The 15,054-nt window shown below is 39.0% G+C and carries 15 protein-coding genes and 1 other annotated feature; of the genes, 12 read left to right on the top strand and 3 right to left on the bottom strand.

The window, feature by feature from the left end; genetic code table 11:
- Positions 1–105 precede the first annotated feature (105 nt).
- Positions 106–504, bottom strand: coding sequence for a sigma-w pathway protein ysdB (locus tag KS419_RS21445; protein ID WP_217068769.1), 399 nt, complete (start codon positions 502–504; stop codon positions 106–108).
- 222 nt (positions 505–726) lie between these two features.
- Between KS419_RS21445 and KS419_RS21440 the strand changes: the two genes are divergently transcribed.
- The 4 genes from KS419_RS21440 (at position 727) to KS419_RS21430 (ending at position 2,833) form a co-directional block, all read left to right on the top strand.
- A complete protein-coding gene (locus KS419_RS21440) occupies positions 727–1,248 on the top strand; it encodes a dUTP diphosphatase (RefSeq protein WP_246594391.1) in 522 nt (173 codons plus the stop codon).
- Between the two features lie 166 nt (positions 1,249–1,414).
- Positions 1,415–2,491, top strand: coding sequence for a M42 family metallopeptidase (locus KS419_RS21435; protein WP_217068767.1), 1,077 nt, complete (start codon positions 1,415–1,417; stop codon positions 2,489–2,491).
- A 19-nt stretch (positions 2,492–2,510) separates the two neighbouring features.
- Complete coding sequence (locus KS419_RS25375) at positions 2,511–2,636, top strand: hypothetical protein (protein ID WP_281419868.1); 126 nt, start codon at positions 2,511–2,513, stop codon at positions 2,634–2,636.
- An 8-nt stretch (positions 2,637–2,644) separates the two neighbouring features.
- A complete protein-coding gene (locus KS419_RS21430; RefSeq protein WP_217068766.1) occupies positions 2,645–2,833 on the top strand; it encodes a hypothetical protein in 189 nt (62 codons plus the stop codon).
- On the opposite strand, the gene sspI is transcribed toward KS419_RS21430, so the two are convergent.
- Positions 2,825–3,031 carry a small acid-soluble spore protein SspI gene (gene sspI, locus KS419_RS21425; RefSeq protein WP_217068765.1) on the bottom strand — a complete coding sequence of 69 codons (207 nt, stop codon included), beginning with the start codon at positions 3,029–3,031 and terminating at the stop codon, positions 2,825–2,827. The genes KS419_RS21430 and sspI overlap by 9 nt on opposite strands.
- 168 nt (positions 3,032–3,199) lie before the next feature.
- Here sspI and KS419_RS21420 point away from each other — a divergent pair, with 168 nt between their 5' ends.
- From KS419_RS21420 to pheT, 3 genes are all read left to right on the top strand, one after another.
- Positions 3,200–3,952: a TrmH family RNA methyltransferase gene (locus tag KS419_RS21420; RefSeq protein WP_217068771.1), complete on the top strand. Its 753-nt coding sequence runs from the start codon at positions 3,200–3,202 to the stop codon at positions 3,950–3,952.
- Positions 3,953–4,033: 81 nt separating this feature from the next.
- Positions 4,034–4,276: a binding site (T-box leader), on the top strand.
- 164 nt (positions 4,277–4,440) lie between these two features.
- Positions 4,441–5,475: a phenylalanine--tRNA ligase subunit alpha gene (gene pheS, locus KS419_RS21415; RefSeq protein WP_217068764.1), complete on the top strand. Its 1,035-nt coding sequence runs from the start codon at positions 4,441–4,443 to the stop codon at positions 5,473–5,475.
- Positions 5,476–5,515: 40 nt separating this feature from the next.
- The gene (pheT, locus tag KS419_RS21410; RefSeq protein WP_217068763.1) at positions 5,516–7,933 is read left to right on the top strand and encodes a phenylalanine--tRNA ligase subunit beta; all 2,418 of its coding nucleotides are present in this window, start codon (positions 5,516–5,518) and stop codon (positions 7,931–7,933) included.
- Positions 7,934–7,992: 59 nt separating this feature from the next.
- Here the strand turns inward: pheT and rnhC are convergent, their stop codons facing one another.
- The gene (rnhC, locus tag KS419_RS21405) at positions 7,993–8,973 is read right to left on the bottom strand and encodes a ribonuclease HIII (RefSeq protein ID WP_217068761.1); all 981 of its coding nucleotides are present in this window, start codon (positions 8,971–8,973) and stop codon (positions 7,993–7,995) included.
- A 161-nt stretch (positions 8,974–9,134) separates the two neighbouring features.
- Between rnhC and zapA the strand changes: the two genes are divergently transcribed.
- The 5 genes from zapA (at position 9,135) to KS419_RS21380 (ending at position 14,641) form a co-directional block, all read left to right on the top strand.
- The gene (zapA, locus tag KS419_RS21400; protein ID WP_246594381.1) at positions 9,135–9,410 is read left to right on the top strand and encodes a cell division protein ZapA; all 276 of its coding nucleotides are present in this window, start codon (positions 9,135–9,137) and stop codon (positions 9,408–9,410) included.
- 2 nt (positions 9,411–9,412) lie between these two features.
- Positions 9,413–9,949 (top strand): CvpA family protein, encoded by a 537-nt coding sequence (locus KS419_RS21395; RefSeq protein ID WP_217068757.1) that lies wholly within the window; start codon positions 9,413–9,415, stop codon positions 9,947–9,949.
- Positions 9,950–10,100: 151 nt separating this feature from the next.
- Complete coding sequence (gene polX, locus KS419_RS21390) at positions 10,101–11,825, top strand: DNA polymerase/3'-5' exonuclease PolX (protein ID WP_217068755.1); 1,725 nt, start codon at positions 10,101–10,103, stop codon at positions 11,823–11,825.
- A 22-nt stretch (positions 11,826–11,847) separates the two neighbouring features.
- Positions 11,848–14,214 carry an endonuclease MutS2 gene (locus KS419_RS21385; RefSeq protein ID WP_217068753.1) on the top strand — a complete coding sequence of 789 codons (2,367 nt, stop codon included), beginning with the start codon at positions 11,848–11,850 and terminating at the stop codon, positions 14,212–14,214.
- A 19-nt stretch (positions 14,215–14,233) separates the two neighbouring features.
- On the top strand, positions 14,234–14,641 hold the full coding sequence (locus tag KS419_RS21380; protein ID WP_217068751.1) for a DUF350 domain-containing protein: 408 nt from the start codon (positions 14,234–14,236) through the stop codon (positions 14,639–14,641).
- Positions 14,642–15,054 lie beyond the last annotated feature (413 nt).

Below are 15,054 nucleotides of genomic sequence, written 5' to 3'. Positions count from 1 at the left end.
ACTTCGGAAGTGACAACTGAAGTCAAAGAGCGGACTTCAGGTTGTCATTCCTCCACTGCCCTACACTCGTGACCATAGGCGCTTGCGCTTTTCTTATTACACACACTAGGTTTGTTTTTTTTGTTTTTTGATCAGTTCTTTTACAGGACTTTTCCATTCAATATCCGCCTTTGGATAGTGAATTAAAATTTCCTTTTCAATAAAATGAAAATCCTTAATGCTCAATCCCTGTAATCTATCATTGTCCTCTGTCCAAATACTGATAGAGGTGACTTCAAAAGACTCGTCAGTAGGTCCAAGAAATTTTTCCCCCTCAAACATAGCATTACGGTAGGTGAATATTAAATTTTTACGGACGTTATTAGAGTCGTCGAGTAGGTAAAAACCACCTTGATTATGGGCCGATTCTAATTTTCTGCGCGGATCTAATAAGTATTTAACAACACTATAGATGATAATTCCTACAGCAATCAAAAGGAATAATCTAAAGACGATTACTGTCATAAGCCTCTCTCCTTCAAGAGCATACTTTTTTCGGTGAACTTGATTTTTATAATAATGTATTCCTATCCTATTCCCCAAAATAACGATTCAAATCAGATGATGAAGATGTTTATATAATTATACAGTCCATCAAAAGACTATTTGCTATTTATTACGTAATACATATAGTAAAGGTTTCAAAAAAAAATGGTTTCTTTTGTTATAATAATGAAGATTACAATTATGATCAAGAAGAAGGTGTTTTATTTGGATTTTTCATTACTTTTTAATATGCAGAGAGAACTGGATGCCTACATTGAATCTAGACATGGGCTTGAAGGGGAGAATTTATTAAGACGAAAACTGCTGGCTTTCCATGTGGAATTGGCAGAACTTGCAAACGAAACAAGATGTTTTAAATTTTGGAGTGAAAAGGAACCATCTGAAGATAAAGTTATCCTGGAGGAATATGTTGACGGGATTCATTTTATGTTATCCATTGGCTTGGAATTGAATTTAGATAATGAAATTATGAACTACCCTCGTGGAGAAAAACAATTTGGTAAAAACCTAGTCCCATTTTTTGAGGAAGTCATGAATGCAGTCACTCGTCTCCAATATGATGGAGGACGGATGGAGTATTTGAATCTATGTCTTGCTTATTTAAATTTAGGGTGTGCCCTTGGATTTTCAAGTGAACAGATTATGGAAGCGTATATGAAAAAAAATAGTGTGAATTATGATCGACAAAACGACGGGTACTAATATTTTATAAGAGTTGGTTTCATAATAACTAGGTAACGAAATTACTATTTCAAATTTTATAGTAAAACTGCTTCGAGAGACGAAAAAATTGAGAATCAAGATTATAGTCGTTATACTATAAAGGAACATAGGAGTTGTTTTATTAAACAGAGGAGGTACATAATTCATGGATGAAGTGTTAAACATGTTGAAAGATCTCACAGATGCAAACGGTATTCCTGGAAATGAAAGGGAAGCAAGAGAAGTGATGAAGAAATATATAGCTCCCTTCGCAGATGAAATGGAGACCGATAATCTCGGGAGTTTAATTGCAAAAAAAATTGGAGATGCAGCCGGTCCTAAAATTATGGTTGCAGGCCATCTAGATGAAATTGGATTCATGGTTACTCATATTGATGAAAAGGGATTCGTGAAGTTTCAACCGGTAGGGGGTTGGTGGGAGCAAGTGATGCTCGCTCAACGAGTTACAATCATGACGAGTCATGGTAATGTACCAGGCGTTATTGGTTCGAAACCACCACACATCTTACCACCTGAGGCAAGAAAGAAGCCAGTTGATAAGAAGGATATGTTCATAGATATTGGAGCCTCGAGCCGTGAAGAAGCAAAAGAGTTTGGAGTACGTCCAGGAGATTCCATCGTGCCTGTCTGTGAATTTACAGTAATGAAAAATGAAAAAATGCTTATGGCAAAAGCTTGGGATAATCGTATCGGATGTGCGATTGCCATTGAAGTGCTTCGACGATTACAGGATGAAAAACATCCGAATGTTGTATATGGTGTTGGTACAGTTCAAGAGGAAGTGGGTCTTCGTGGAGCAAGAACATCTGCCCATCAAATACAGCCTGATATTGGTTTTGGGGTAGACGTGGGAATCGCAGGGGATACTCCGGGTGTTACTGCAAAAGATGCATTAGCAAAAATGGGTGACGGCCCTCAAATTTTAGTTTATGACGCATCGATGATTTCTCATAAAGGTCTCCGTGATTTTGTTACCGATACTGCGGATGAAAAAGGGATCCCATATCAGTTTGATTCTGTTGCTGCCGGTGGTACAGATTCCGGTGCCATTCATCTGACAGCAAATGGTGTACCGGCTCTTTCCATTACCATTGCAACGCGTTACATTCATACACATGCTGCCATTCTCCACCGAGATGATTTCGAAAATGCTGTGAAATTAATTGTGGAAGTCATTAAAAAGTTGGATCGAAAAACAGTGGAGGAAATAACTTTCAGATAACTTTATGTAACAGCGTCCCATGAATGTTATTCATGGGGCTTTTCTTTACAAGTTAATGGCCGATGGACGGACAGGACGTCCTAATATCGGGCATGCCACAGGACGTGGCGTTTTGCCGCCTCGATGGACGGACAGGACGTCCTAATATCGGGCATGCCACAGGACGTGGCGTTTTGCCGCCTCGATGGACGGACAGGACGTCCTAATATCGGGCATGCCACAGGACGTGGCGTTTTGCCCGATGGACGAACTCTCAATACAATAAGAAAAAGACTGCTTATTTTCAAAAGCAGTCTTCTGGTTACCGTTACATTAAAAAACGGTAGGGAAATCCTATTGTAACCCTTTTGAAATTTGATTAATAACTTGCTGTTTATCTTCTTCACTAGCCTGATTCCAGTATACTTCAAACAAAACACCTAATCCTGGTAGCATTTTCTCTTCGCCACTCTGAACAGCATCCACAATTGTGGCCTCCACTTCATCTACTGTGTTTCCAGAGACATTTTGAAGGATCGCAGCACGTAAATTAAAACTCATGGAAATCTTCCTTTCATGGAATAGAATCTAATTCGAGTAACCTTTGTATTTTGTTACTTTTAATCTGTTATAGTATGAGTGATATAGGGTATGATTATGTGATATAAAGGAAAATTCATCTAATACTATTGATTTAATGATATATTTAGGTGGAGGGGAGTGCTAAAAATGGAAGTCATTGAATCATTACAAAACCAAAAGGTTAAAACGTGGAAAAAATTACATACAAAAAAAAATAGGGAGAAATTAGGTTTATTTTTAATTGAAGGGGTCCATCTTATTGAAGAAGCGCTGAAGGCACAAATGCCAATAAAGGAACTAATTATTGAAGTAGATAAAGAAATACCTCATGAGTGGCAAGTATCGAATCTTCCACATGTTTACGTTGCTGAAAAAGTGTTGCGAGATATATGTGAAACAGAAACTCCTCAAGGTTTTGCAGCAGTTTGTGAACTACCTGAAAATAAAAACATACCCTTAGAACAAGGAAAATTTTTATTTATAGATGGGGTGCAAGACCCTGGGAACCTTGGAGCTATGATCCGGACTGCAGATGCAGCAGGCATTTCTGGTGTCATTCTAGGAGATGGGACAGTGGACCTCTTTAATGGGAAAGTTATGAGATCTACACAAGGGTCTTTATTTCATCTTCCCGTCCAAAAAATGAACCTTGAAGAGGCTGTTCAACTATGTAAAGAAAGTAGAATTCCTGTGTTTGGAACGTCGTTAACAGGGAGTACGTATAATGCCATAGAACCACAAGAAAATTTTGCGCTTATTATGGGTAATGAAGGAAGCGGTGTGCAAAAGGAACTACTAGAAGATTGTGACCAAAACTTATATATCCCAATTTATGGCCAAGCAGAATCGTTAAATGTCAGCATTGCCACTGGGATTTTACTGTATCATCTGCGCAGTTAATAAAACTATCGAAAGACAATAATTCATTTGCTTTAATGGAAAAAACCTTATATAATAATTAGGATAATTTAAGATTTCACGTGAAAGACAGTGAAGGAGAGTAGTACACTGAAAAGTTCCCTTTCAGGGAAGAAATGTCTTAGACTGAAAACATTTCTATGTGGAACACAGTGGAATTCACTCTGGAGTCGGCACTGGATCACAAGCGTTGAAGTTTGTGAAGGTGTTCCGGATTAACCGTTATCTTATTGGAGTGAATAGGAGTAGTCTGTATTTAGAAGACCCCTATTAACAAGGGTGGTACCGCGAGCTTTCGTCCCTTTTGGGAACGGGGGTTTTTTTTATTTCTTTTAAAAATGCGTCCTTTTCAAATTGAAGTTTAGACGCTTTTTATAATACATAGAAAAATAAAGTCTCTCTTTTGAAAGTGAGGGAGCTAAATGTTTTCTAAACCAAAAAGTTCACGAAATATAAAGGAGGAAGTTAGTATGTTAGATCGTCTGCAGGAATTAAAAGACGAAGCTCTTAACAAAGTGAAGGAAGCAGGCTCTTTAAAGGAATTGAAAGAACTCCGTATTGCTTATTTAGGTAAAAAGGGGCCAATTACAGAAGTTCTGAAGGGCATGGGAAAGCTATCCCAAGAGGAACGTCCAAAAGTTGGACAAATGGCAAATGAGGTGCGGCAAGCAGTCACTTCTCTCATTGAAGAAAAAGAGCAAAAGCTGGAGGAAGAGGCACTCTCGGCAAAATTGAAAGAAGAAAGCATTGACGTCACATTACCAGGGAGACCACTGAGTAAAGGAAGCCGCCATCCGTTAACATCTGTCATTGAAACGATTGAAGATGTTTTCATTGGAATGGGTTTTACGGTAGCAGAGGGCCCTGAGGTGGAGACAGATTATTATAACTTTGAGTCTTTGAATTTACCGAAGGATCATCCAGCTAGAGATATGCAGGACACGTTCTTTATTACATCAGACTTGCTATTGCGTACGCAAACCTCCCCTGTTCAGACACGAACAATGGAAAAGCACGAGGGGAAAGGTCCAGTTAAAATTATTTGCCCTGGAAAGGTTTATCGTAGAGATGAAGATGATGCCACCCATTCTCACCAATTTATGCAAATCGAAGGATTGGTTGTTGGTGAAGGGATTCGTTTGAGTGACTTGAAAGGGATTTTTGCGACGTTTGTGGAGCGGTACTTCGGTATAGGCAGGGAAATTCGACTTCGCCCAAGCTTTTTCCCATTCACGGAACCATCAGCAGAATTAGATATTTCCTGTGCTATGTGTCAAGGAAAGGGTTGTCGTACATGTAAACAAACTGGGTGGATTGAAGTCTTAGGATCAGGAATGGTTCATCCAAATGTATTACGTATGGGTGGATTCGATCCGGAGAAATACACAGGCTTTGCGTTTGGAATGGGGGTAGAACGGTTCGCTATGCTGAAATATGGCATTGATGATATACGCCATTTTTATACAAACGACACACGGTTCTTATCTCAATTTAAACGAGTGTAACGATATAGCTAATTAATGAAGGTGAAGGAGGAAAAAAGAGATGCTTGTTTCATATGAATGGTTAAAGGAATACGTGAAAATAGATGATTTAACAGCGGAAGAAGTGGCTGAAAAGTTAACTAGAAGTGGTGTTGAGGTAGATATTGTAGAACCTTTAAATAAAGGTGTTTCCAAAATAGTAGTGGGGAAAGTAGTTGCTTGTGAAAAACATCCGGAAGCAGATAAATTAAATGTCTGTCAGGTGGATGTGGGGGAAGAAGAGGTACAAATTGTATGTGGAGCAGCAAATGTGGCGAAGGATCAATTCGTAGTTGTTGCCAAGGTTGGGGCTAGGTTACCAGGTGGAATGAAGATTAAACGAGCTAAACTTCGGGGACAAGTTTCTGAAGGGATGATTTGTTCCATGCAGGAACTAGGATATGAAGGAAAGTTGGTTGCTAAGGAATTAGCAGAAGGTATCTTTGTTTTTCCAACCGACATGACTCCAGGGGAAGATGCAATTCCACACCTTAATCTGAATGATTATGTACTGGAGCTTGACTTAACTGCAAATCGGGCTGATTGCCTAAGTATGATAGGGGTTGCCTATGAAGTGGGGGCTATCCTTGGGCGAGAGGTAAAACTTCCTGATCCTGAGTGGACGGAAGGGGAAGAGAGAGCGTCGGACTACGTGAGCGTTAATGTGGATGCAACAGGAGATAACCCATATTATGGTGCATTCATGATAAGGGATGTAACCATAGCTCCGTCACCAATGTGGCTGCAAACAAAACTGATGGCAGCTGGAATTCGACCGATTAATAATGTCGTGGATGTTACGAATTATGTGTTATTGGAGTACGGTCAACCGCTCCATGCGTTTGATTATGACCGGTTTGGATCTAAGGAAATTCTTGTCCGCCGTGCTACTGAAGGCGAGAAAATAGTGACACTGGATGATACGGAGCGTACATTAAGCACTGATTATCTCCTGATAACCAATGGTCGAGATCCAGTTGCTTTAGCAGGTGTTATGGGAGGGGCAGACTCAGAAGTTCAAGGAGATACAAAGAACATTTTATTAGAAGCTGCTTATTTTAACGGATCAACTGTGAGGAAAGCATCCCGAGAGCTTGGATTACGAAGTGACGCAAGTGCTCGTTTTGAAAAGGGGGTAGACCCTAACCGGGTGAAAGAAGCTGGTGAAAGGGCTGCTGCTTTAATAGCTGACTTAGCTGGGGGAACTGTCCTATCAGGCATTGTGGAATATGACAGTCTGGATCGTCAACAGAAAGTAGTTACGATTACATTGGAAAAAATAAACAATCTTCTTGGGACGACGATTACTTCGAAAGATGTCCGTGAAGTTTTTAATAAACTTAAATTTGTTTTTGAAGAAAGTGAGGAAGGGGAATTTACAGTTCATGCTCCAACTCGCCGACAGGATTTGAAAATAGAAGTGGACATCATTGAGGAAGTGGCGAGACTTTATGGTTATGATAATATTCCAACAACATTACCTAATACACCTAACACACCTGGCGGGCTTACAGAAGTTCAATGGAAAAAGAGGAAGTTGAGAAGATTTCTTGAAAATGCTGGACTGCATGAAGCGATCACCTATTCCTTAACGACAGTGGAAAAGGAAGTTCATTTTGCTGAGGAGCGGCACCGTGTCAAGGTAGCACAACCGATGAGTGAAGAGCGTAGTACACTTCGTACAACGTTACTACCACATCTCCTTGAAGCGTTAAGCCACAATAAAAACCGTAACATAAATGATGTACACCTTTATGAAATTGGTACTGCTTTTTATACGGAAGAGGAAACTGTGACTAAGCAGCCTGATGAAAAGACGCTGGTCTCTGGAGCATTTATGGGATTATGGCATGAGCATAGCTGGCAAGGGGAGAAAAAGGCAGTTGATTTCTTTGTGGTTAAGGGAATCGTGGAAGGTATATTTGAGGAATTAAATGTTAAGGGAGAAGTTAAGTTCGTTCAAGGGGAACCAAAGGGGCTCCACCCTGGACGTGCAGCAATGGTAACGGTGGAAGGAGTTGAGGTAGGTGTAGTTGGCCAACTTCATCCAGCAGTTGCAAAAGTGTTGTCACTACCGGAAACGTTTGTTTTTGAATTGAACTTGCATAAAATTTTTGCGCGGGAATCCCGAGATGTTCGGTATGATCCAATTCCACGTTATCCTGCGATGGACCGGGATATTGCCCTTGTAGTTGATGAAGGTGTTCAAGCTGAAGATGTAAAACAAGTTATCGTTGAATTTGGCGGAGACTTATTAAAGCATGTTGCCCTGTTTGATTTATATCAAGGGGAGCACTTGAACGAAGGGAAAAAATCACTAGCCTTCTCACTCCGTTATTTAGATACGGAGAAGACGTTAACAGAAGAAGAAGTATCCAAAGTACATGGTAAAGTACTAGTAGGTTTAGAAGAAAAACTAGGCGCAACATTACGTTCTTAATAAGATTGTTCACAAAATTGTACGGGACCTGGTCCCGTACAATTTTGTGTAGAGAAAACTTACAGATTTCTTCCCATAACTTTTTTTGTATTTGCAAAGTGCCACTTTGTGCAACTATATAAAACATCTTTTCCTTTATGTTCTAAGATAAGCTTTGCAGCTTGATCCACTTTTGAGCCTGCCCCTTTTGGTAACGGGAGGCCAATTTCTGATTCTAACTTGTCCATCTCCTTTAAGAAAGAGTAGCGGGCAAGGACGGAGGCAGCGGCTACTGCAGGATGGAGGTTTTCAGCCTTTGTAGCAAAGTATAAAGGAGTTCTGGATCCCCATTTGTACCCTTTAGTCTTAATATACTCAAAATATCGTTCCGGTTGGACAAATTGATCAACTAAAACCCCTTCATATTCTAACCCTTGTTTATCACATTTTTTCATGACATTAGTTATGGCTTGATGATGAAGAATCGCTTTCATTTGTCCTTGATTCATCCCATTTTCCTGTAGAGAGTTGTATTTATCATTTTTTAGGACTAATAAGCTGTATGTACATTCCTTTACTAGTTTAGGAGCGAGTTCCTGTATGGTGTTGTCATTAATGGTTTTAGAATCGCGTATTCCCCATCCTTCAATCGTCTTCATTTGTTCTTTAGTCAAATGAGCACAAACAACTGTCATAGGTCCGAAATAGTCACCTGTTCCTGTTTCGTCGCTTCCTACTATTACAAGCCCTGAAATCTCCATTGGAGGTTGATAGGAATGGACATCAACCGATTTCTTTAATGTTTTTTTCGTCTCTCTCATGGATGTACTTTGTTTTGAGCCTATGGAATCAGTGTCTTTAGCTGTCCAATATCCCGCTTCAATAGAAGCCCCTTTCCCCTGAAATAACACCTTCCCTGATTTGTATCCAGTAATTGTACATCCCTTAGTTTTAGCTGAAAAAACCGCTCCCTGTGGGGGGGGAAGTTTTAGATTTAATTCATATTTTTTTTTCATATTTTCCAACGTCTTCTCTGTCACTTGAAGTACCTCATAGCTCATGTGTTGCACCAACCTTTCCATCTATAAAAGGGCTTGGCTCCCTTATAAGAATACTACCTTAGTATAGACAACCTTTGTTTTTCAGTCATCCCTTTTGCAATATTCAATACTTTATATTTTCATACACGTTTCATCATGGTATGATATAAATTAGGATTTCTATGACGAATGGAGGTCTATGTGTGGAAGAGGGACGCGGAAAGAGTCGAACGGTTGTATCGATTTACGGGCAACAATACACCATTGTTGGAACTGAAAACCCTGAACATGTTAAAAGGGTTGCTAAGTTTGTAGATAAGAAAATGCGTGAAGTGAAAGGGAATAATCCATACTTAGATACGAATAAAATTGCAGTTTTAACAGCAGTAAATATTGGAAACGATTATTTAGCACTGTTGAAAAAACTGGAAAACGAAAAGAAAGATGAGGATTTATAAAGATGCTGAGTTTTTTATTGTTTTTTACCCTTGTAATCAGCTTTTTTGTTGGGTTCCGCCGGGGACTTATTCTTCAGCTGATTCATTTAGCAGGATTTGTTGCTGCGTTCTACGTAGCGTATACTTATTATCACGAAGTTGCCCATTACATACGACTATGGATACCTTTTCCGCAGCTTTCAACAGATTCAGGAATTGAATTATTGGTGGAAGCTTTTGGATTTGAAAAAGTATATTATAATGGGATTGCATTTGCGATACTTTTTTTCGGAACAAAAATTATTATGCAAGTAGTAGGTTCGTTATTTGATTTCCTTGCACATTTGCCGTTTTTTAATCTGATTAACCGTTGGCTTGGGGGAATTCTTGGATTTATTGAAATGCTATTAATTACCGTTATCCTTTTACACCTCGGTGCACTTATACAGATATCTATTATACAGGAAGTAATTCAGAGTTCTTCATTTGCAACAATGATTTTCGAATATACACCTATTATTTCGGACCGAATAAAAGAATTATGGTTAGATACAAATTAAAGGATAGCTTCCCGGATATGGCGGGAAGCTATCTTTAGTCTGTACTCATAGTTGTTTCGTCTTTAACCAAAACGGTTGCGAAGAAGTCTAGTTTATGGATATGATGAGACAAGAACTAAGAGAGTTTGTTTACTGTTGAGGTGAATGTTAGATGAAAAAAGCAAATAAAAAAGAAATTATTAATGCCTTAGAGAGCATCGCAGTCTACCTTGAGATCAAAGGGGAAAATTCGTTTAAAGTTTCTGCTTATCGAAAAGCTGCCAATGCTTTAGAACGTGATGAACGGACTATCGATGATATTAAGGACCCGGCTTCACTCCAAGGGATTGGAAAAGGGACTGCCGGGGTTATAGATGAACTTGTTCAAACAGGGGAATCCAGCCTTTTGAAGGAGCTTAAGAATGATCTTCCTGATGGGCTCCTCCCGTTATTAAAATTACCGGGACTAGGGGGGAAGAAGATAGGTAAACTCTATCGAGAATTAGAAGTTGTGGATGTTTCCACATTACGAAAAGCTTGTGAAGAAAAAAAAGTTCAAGTACTACCTGGATTTGGGGAGAAGACAGAAGAAAAAATCCTGGCTGCATTAGAAGAGTTTGGAAAGAGACCAGAACGTCTGACAATTGCTCAAATGATTCCAGTAGCAGAACTAATTAAAGATCGTTTAAATGAAATGGATGGAATAATCCGATTTCAATTGGCAGGAAGTTTTCGCCGTGGCCGCGAAACAGTAAAAGACTTAGACTTCATTTTGTCCACAAAAGAACCGGAAATTGTTGGTGAGCAAATTGCCACGATGAAAAATATTAAAGAAGTGATCGGGCATGGAGAAACGAAAATAAGTCTCGAACTTCAATTTGATGATCTCATTGTCCCTGTTGATTTCCGTATGGTAACAGACGAGGAGTTTATCACCACACTTCATCATTTTACTGGTTCAAAAGATCATAATGTCCTTTTACGCCAAAGGGCAAAAGAGAAAGGCGAAAAAATTAGTGAATATGGTGTGGTGCAAGAAGATACAGGTGAAGTGAAAACCTTTCAGTCGGAAGAAGAATTCTTTAAGCATTTTGGACTAACGTATATTCCCCCAGAAGTAAGAGAAGGGCGAGGGGAACTGGAAGTATATACTGAAAATCATCCATTGATAGATTTGGGAGATATTCGGTCTGATCTTCATATGCACACTACTTGGAGTGACGGCGGTAATGCTATCGAAGAAATGATTGAAGCATGTCGGGAACGTGGATATGAATATATGGCCATTACAGACCACTCGAAATTTTTAAGAGTAGCAAACGGACTGACCATAGACCAATTGTTACGTCAGCATGAAGAAGTAAGGAAACAAAATGAAAAATTTAGTGACTTTACCATTTTTACTGGTATAGAAATGGATATCCTTCCAGACGGTACATTAGATTATGAAGAAGAGATTCTTAAAAATATTGACTTTGTTATAGCTTCCATTCACTCCGCTTTTCATCAGGATGAAAAAACGATCATGAAACGGTTTAAACGGGCGATGGAAAATCCCCATGTTGCCATGATAGCCCATCCAACAGGGAGAGTTATTGGACGGAGGGATGGCTACTCTGTCGACCTTGATCAATTAATTGAAATGGCAGTGGAAACAGATACTATTTTGGAATTGAATGCTAATCCAAATCGCTTAGATTTATCAGCAGAGTGGGTAGAAAAAGCTCAGGCTGCTGGGGCAAAAATTGCTATTAATACGGATGCTCACCATGTCGCATGGCTCAATCACATGCAAGTAGGTGTCAAAACGGCAAGGAGAGGCTGGTTAAAAAAAGAAACGGTTGTAAATACATGGTCAAGTGATGAACTGCGCCGTTTCATTAATAAACACAGATAATGTATGTTTGGAGGTGACCCTTGTGTGGGAAAGGGTTTGTCGCATATTAGAATACAACAAGATGAAGGAACAGCTTATTCAGCATGCTAGCAGTTCCCTTGGTAAACAACGTGTGGAACAATTAGTTCCATTAACTGATATAGACGAGATAAAGCACCAGCAAGTTAGTACGTATGAAGGGGTAAAAGTCCTTCGCCTAAAGGGGCAGGCACCATTAGGAGGAATCCGGGATATTCGGAATTCTGTGAAACGGGCCAGAATCGGTGGTGCTTTAAATGAACTGGAATTATTAGATATAGCCTCAACCATCTATGGGAGCAGAAGATTTAAGAGCTTTATTCAAGGAATGTTAGAGGATGAGGTGGAATTGACAATATTCCCAGAATTGGTAAACAGAATAGTAGCATTAACGGATTTGGAAAGGGAGATAAAGCAAGCCATTGATGAAAATGGAGAAGTACTAGATTCCGCAAGTCCAACTCTACGTAGTCTCAGGCAGCAAATAAGGTCACATGAATCTAGTGTCCGATCCAAATTAGAAAGTATTACTCGATCTTCCAGTGGGAGAAAAATGCTATCTGATGCTATCATTACTATTCGAAATGACCGTTTCGTTATACCGGTTAAACAAGAGTACCGTGGTCATTTTGGAGGAATGGTACATGATCAGTCTGCTTCAGGTGCTACACTATTTATAGAACCGAATTCTGTCGTTCAGATCAATAACCAACTGCGGGAAGCAAGAATGAAAGAGAAGCAGGAAATAGATAGAATTCTTCATGCTTTAACTGCGTCTGTCAGTGTAGAGGCGGAGGAATTATTAGTAATAGTAGAAGTTATGACAGAAGTAGATTTTATTTTTGCCAAAGCCCTTTATAGTCAAGCGATAAAAGGAACGGAACCAAAACTAAATAATTCTGGATATATTAAAATGGTTAAAGCTCGTCATCCGCTCATTCCTACTGATGAAATTGTACCAATTGATGTGGAAATCGGGAGAGATTATTCCTCCCTGGTTATTACAGGTCCAAACACTGGAGGAAAAACAGTTACATTAAAAACAGTTGGATTGTTAACGTTAATGGTTCAATCAGGTTTGCAGATCCCGTGTGAAGAGGGATCAACTGCAGCGATATTTAACCAAATTTTTGCAGATATTGGTGATGAACAGTCTATTGAACAAAGCTTAAGTACTTTCTCTTCTCACATGACAAATATTGTTGATATATTAGAGAGGGTAGATCATTGTTCTCTCGTGTTATTTGATGAGTTAGGAGCTGGTACAGACCCAACAGAAGGTGCAGCACTTGCGATAGCTATTTTAGATTATGTTTATGATGCAGGTGCGAAAGTTATTGCCACAACCCATTATAGTGAATTAAAGGGTTATGCCTATAATCGGAAAGGGGTAATGAATGCCAGTGTGGAATTTGATGTGGAAACATTAAGACCCACTTACCGTTTGTTAATAGGGGTTCCCGGGCGTAGTAATGCCTTTGCTATCAGCCGTAGGTTAGGGTTAAGTGATGCGATAATTGAGGATGCGAAAAGTCATATAGGAGCAGATACAAATAAAATCGAAAATATGATTGCCTCTTTAGAAGATAGTCGTAAACAGGCCGAACGGGAAATGGAAGAGACAGAAAAATTTAGCAGAGAAGCAGAGCGTCTTCACCAAGAATTAGAGCAGGAATTTGCTAGACTAGAACAGGAAAAAGAAAAAATATTAAGGGCAGCAGAAGAAAAAGCAGCAGAATCAGTTAAAAAGGCAAAACAAGAAGCGGAATCGATAATATCAGAATTAAGGGAAATTCAGAAAAATAATCCACAAATTAAAGATCATGAATTAATTGCTGCCAAAAAAAGATTAGAACAAGCGGAACCCCATTTAGTAGATAAAGGTATACCAAACGGAAATAAAAAGAAAGAAATAGCTAAAAAACAAAAGCTTATTCCTGGAGATGAAGTAAAAGTTATTAGCTTTGATCAAAAGGGCCATATTGTTGAAAAAGTAAATGAAAAAGAGTACTTTGTTCAACTTGGGATGATGAAAATGAAAGTAAAGGTCGATGATTTGCTTTATATTGACCGTCCAAAACAAGTTGAAAAAAATCCATTATCCACAATCAGAGGGAAAGACTCCCACGTGAAAACAGAATTGGACCTTCGGGGAGAACGTTATGAAGATGCAATGATGGAAGTGGAAAAATATTTAGATGATGCGGTTCTCGCCGGATATGCTCAAGTATCCATCATTCATGGCAAAGGAACAGGGGCTCTTCGAAAGGGAGTTCAGGAATTGTTGAAATCCCATCAAAACGTAAAAGGTACCCGAATGGGAAGTATGGGGGAAGGGGGAACTGGGGTTACAGTTGTTACCTTGAAGTAACGGAGAGGAGAAACTTATTATGGAAAATTTCTTTGCCCATGATTATGTTTATACTGCTGGAATGTACAGCCTCGTTGTTATTTCCATGATAGTGTATTTAAGTATTTTTGAATTAGTTACTAAATATAGTACTTGGAGTGAAATTAAAAGAGGGAATGTTGCAGTTGCTTTGGCAACTGGGGGAAAAATATTTGGTGTGGCCAATGTTTTTCGCCATTCCATGTTGCATAATGATACCGTCCTCACTGCGATAGGTTGGGGAAGTTATGGTTTTGTACTCTTGCTGTTTGTGTATTTTATTTTTGAATTTTTAACACCAGGATTTAAAGTTGACCACGAGTTGGGGAAAGATAATCGTGCAGTTGGATTATTGTCATTCATTTTATCCGTTTCCTTATCTTATATAATCGGAGCCAGTATAGGTTAACAACGTTAATATGGAAAAAAATAGTGTCATCGTTTAGTACTTATTAATGGTAGGATAGTAGAATGGAATAATTATTTGCAGGTGATATGGGATGGAAACATTGTCAAAAGTTTTAATGGTTCTGTGTGGAGTATTTATGATCTTTGGACTTGTCTATTGGTTTTTTTATGCTTAACGACATATAAAAGACATAACAAACAAAATAGTGGCATTTACATTCGGGATGGACACAAATGTTCTTCCCGATTTTTCTTAAAAAATGGCTATGTTAAAGGCTAATGTTGATTTTTTAAAAGGAAGATTTTTAGCGAAATTCAGGACTACTGTCTCTTCCTCTGCGAGCAAATGCTCCGAGGCGTATCCGTCGAGACAAATCGACGTATTTTCAGAGAAGTTGTGCTCTTTCCTGCGGG

The organism is Evansella tamaricis, from assembly GCF_019042215.1.
In the GTDB taxonomy this organism is placed as follows: Bacteria; Bacillota; Bacilli; order Bacillales; family Salisediminibacteriaceae; genus Evansella; species Evansella tamaricis.
The sequence above is the reverse complement of the archived record's forward strand: the minus strand, read 5'-3'. Positions and strand labels throughout refer to the sequence as shown.

Coding starts and splice junctions, on each gene's coding strand:
- KS419_RS21445 (WP_217068769.1), bottom strand. CDS start 504: ATGACAGTAATCGTCTTTAGATTATTCCTTTTGATTGCTGTAGGAATT.
- KS419_RS21440 (WP_246594391.1), top strand. CDS start 727: ATGATCAAGAAGAAGGTGTTTTATTTGGATTTTTCATTACTTTTTAAT.
- KS419_RS21435 (WP_217068767.1), top strand. CDS start 1,415: ATGGATGAAGTGTTAAACATGTTGAAAGATCTCACAGATGCAAACGGT.
- KS419_RS25375 (WP_281419868.1), top strand. CDS start 2,511: ATGAATGTTATTCATGGGGCTTTTCTTTACAAGTTAATGGCCGATGGA.
- KS419_RS21430 (WP_217068766.1), top strand. CDS start 2,645: ATGCCACAGGACGTGGCGTTTTGCCGCCTCGATGGACGGACAGGACGT.
- sspI (WP_217068765.1), bottom strand. CDS start 3,031: ATGAGTTTTAATTTACGTGCTGCGATCCTTCAAAATGTCTCTGGAAAC.
- KS419_RS21420 (WP_217068771.1), top strand. CDS start 3,200: ATGGAAGTCATTGAATCATTACAAAACCAAAAGGTTAAAACGTGGAAA.
- pheS (WP_217068764.1), top strand. CDS start 4,441: ATGTTAGATCGTCTGCAGGAATTAAAAGACGAAGCTCTTAACAAAGTG.
- pheT (WP_217068763.1), top strand. CDS start 5,516: ATGCTTGTTTCATATGAATGGTTAAAGGAATACGTGAAAATAGATGAT.
- rnhC (WP_217068761.1), bottom strand. CDS start 8,973: ATGAGCTATGAGGTACTTCAAGTGACAGAGAAGACGTTGGAAAATATG.
- zapA (WP_246594381.1), top strand. CDS start 9,135: ATGACGAATGGAGGTCTATGTGTGGAAGAGGGACGCGGAAAGAGTCGA.
- KS419_RS21395 (WP_217068757.1), top strand. CDS start 9,413: ATGCTGAGTTTTTTATTGTTTTTTACCCTTGTAATCAGCTTTTTTGTT.
- polX (WP_217068755.1), top strand. CDS start 10,101: ATGAAAAAAGCAAATAAAAAAGAAATTATTAATGCCTTAGAGAGCATC.
- KS419_RS21380 (WP_217068751.1), top strand. CDS start 14,234: ATGGAAAATTTCTTTGCCCATGATTATGTTTATACTGCTGGAATGTAC.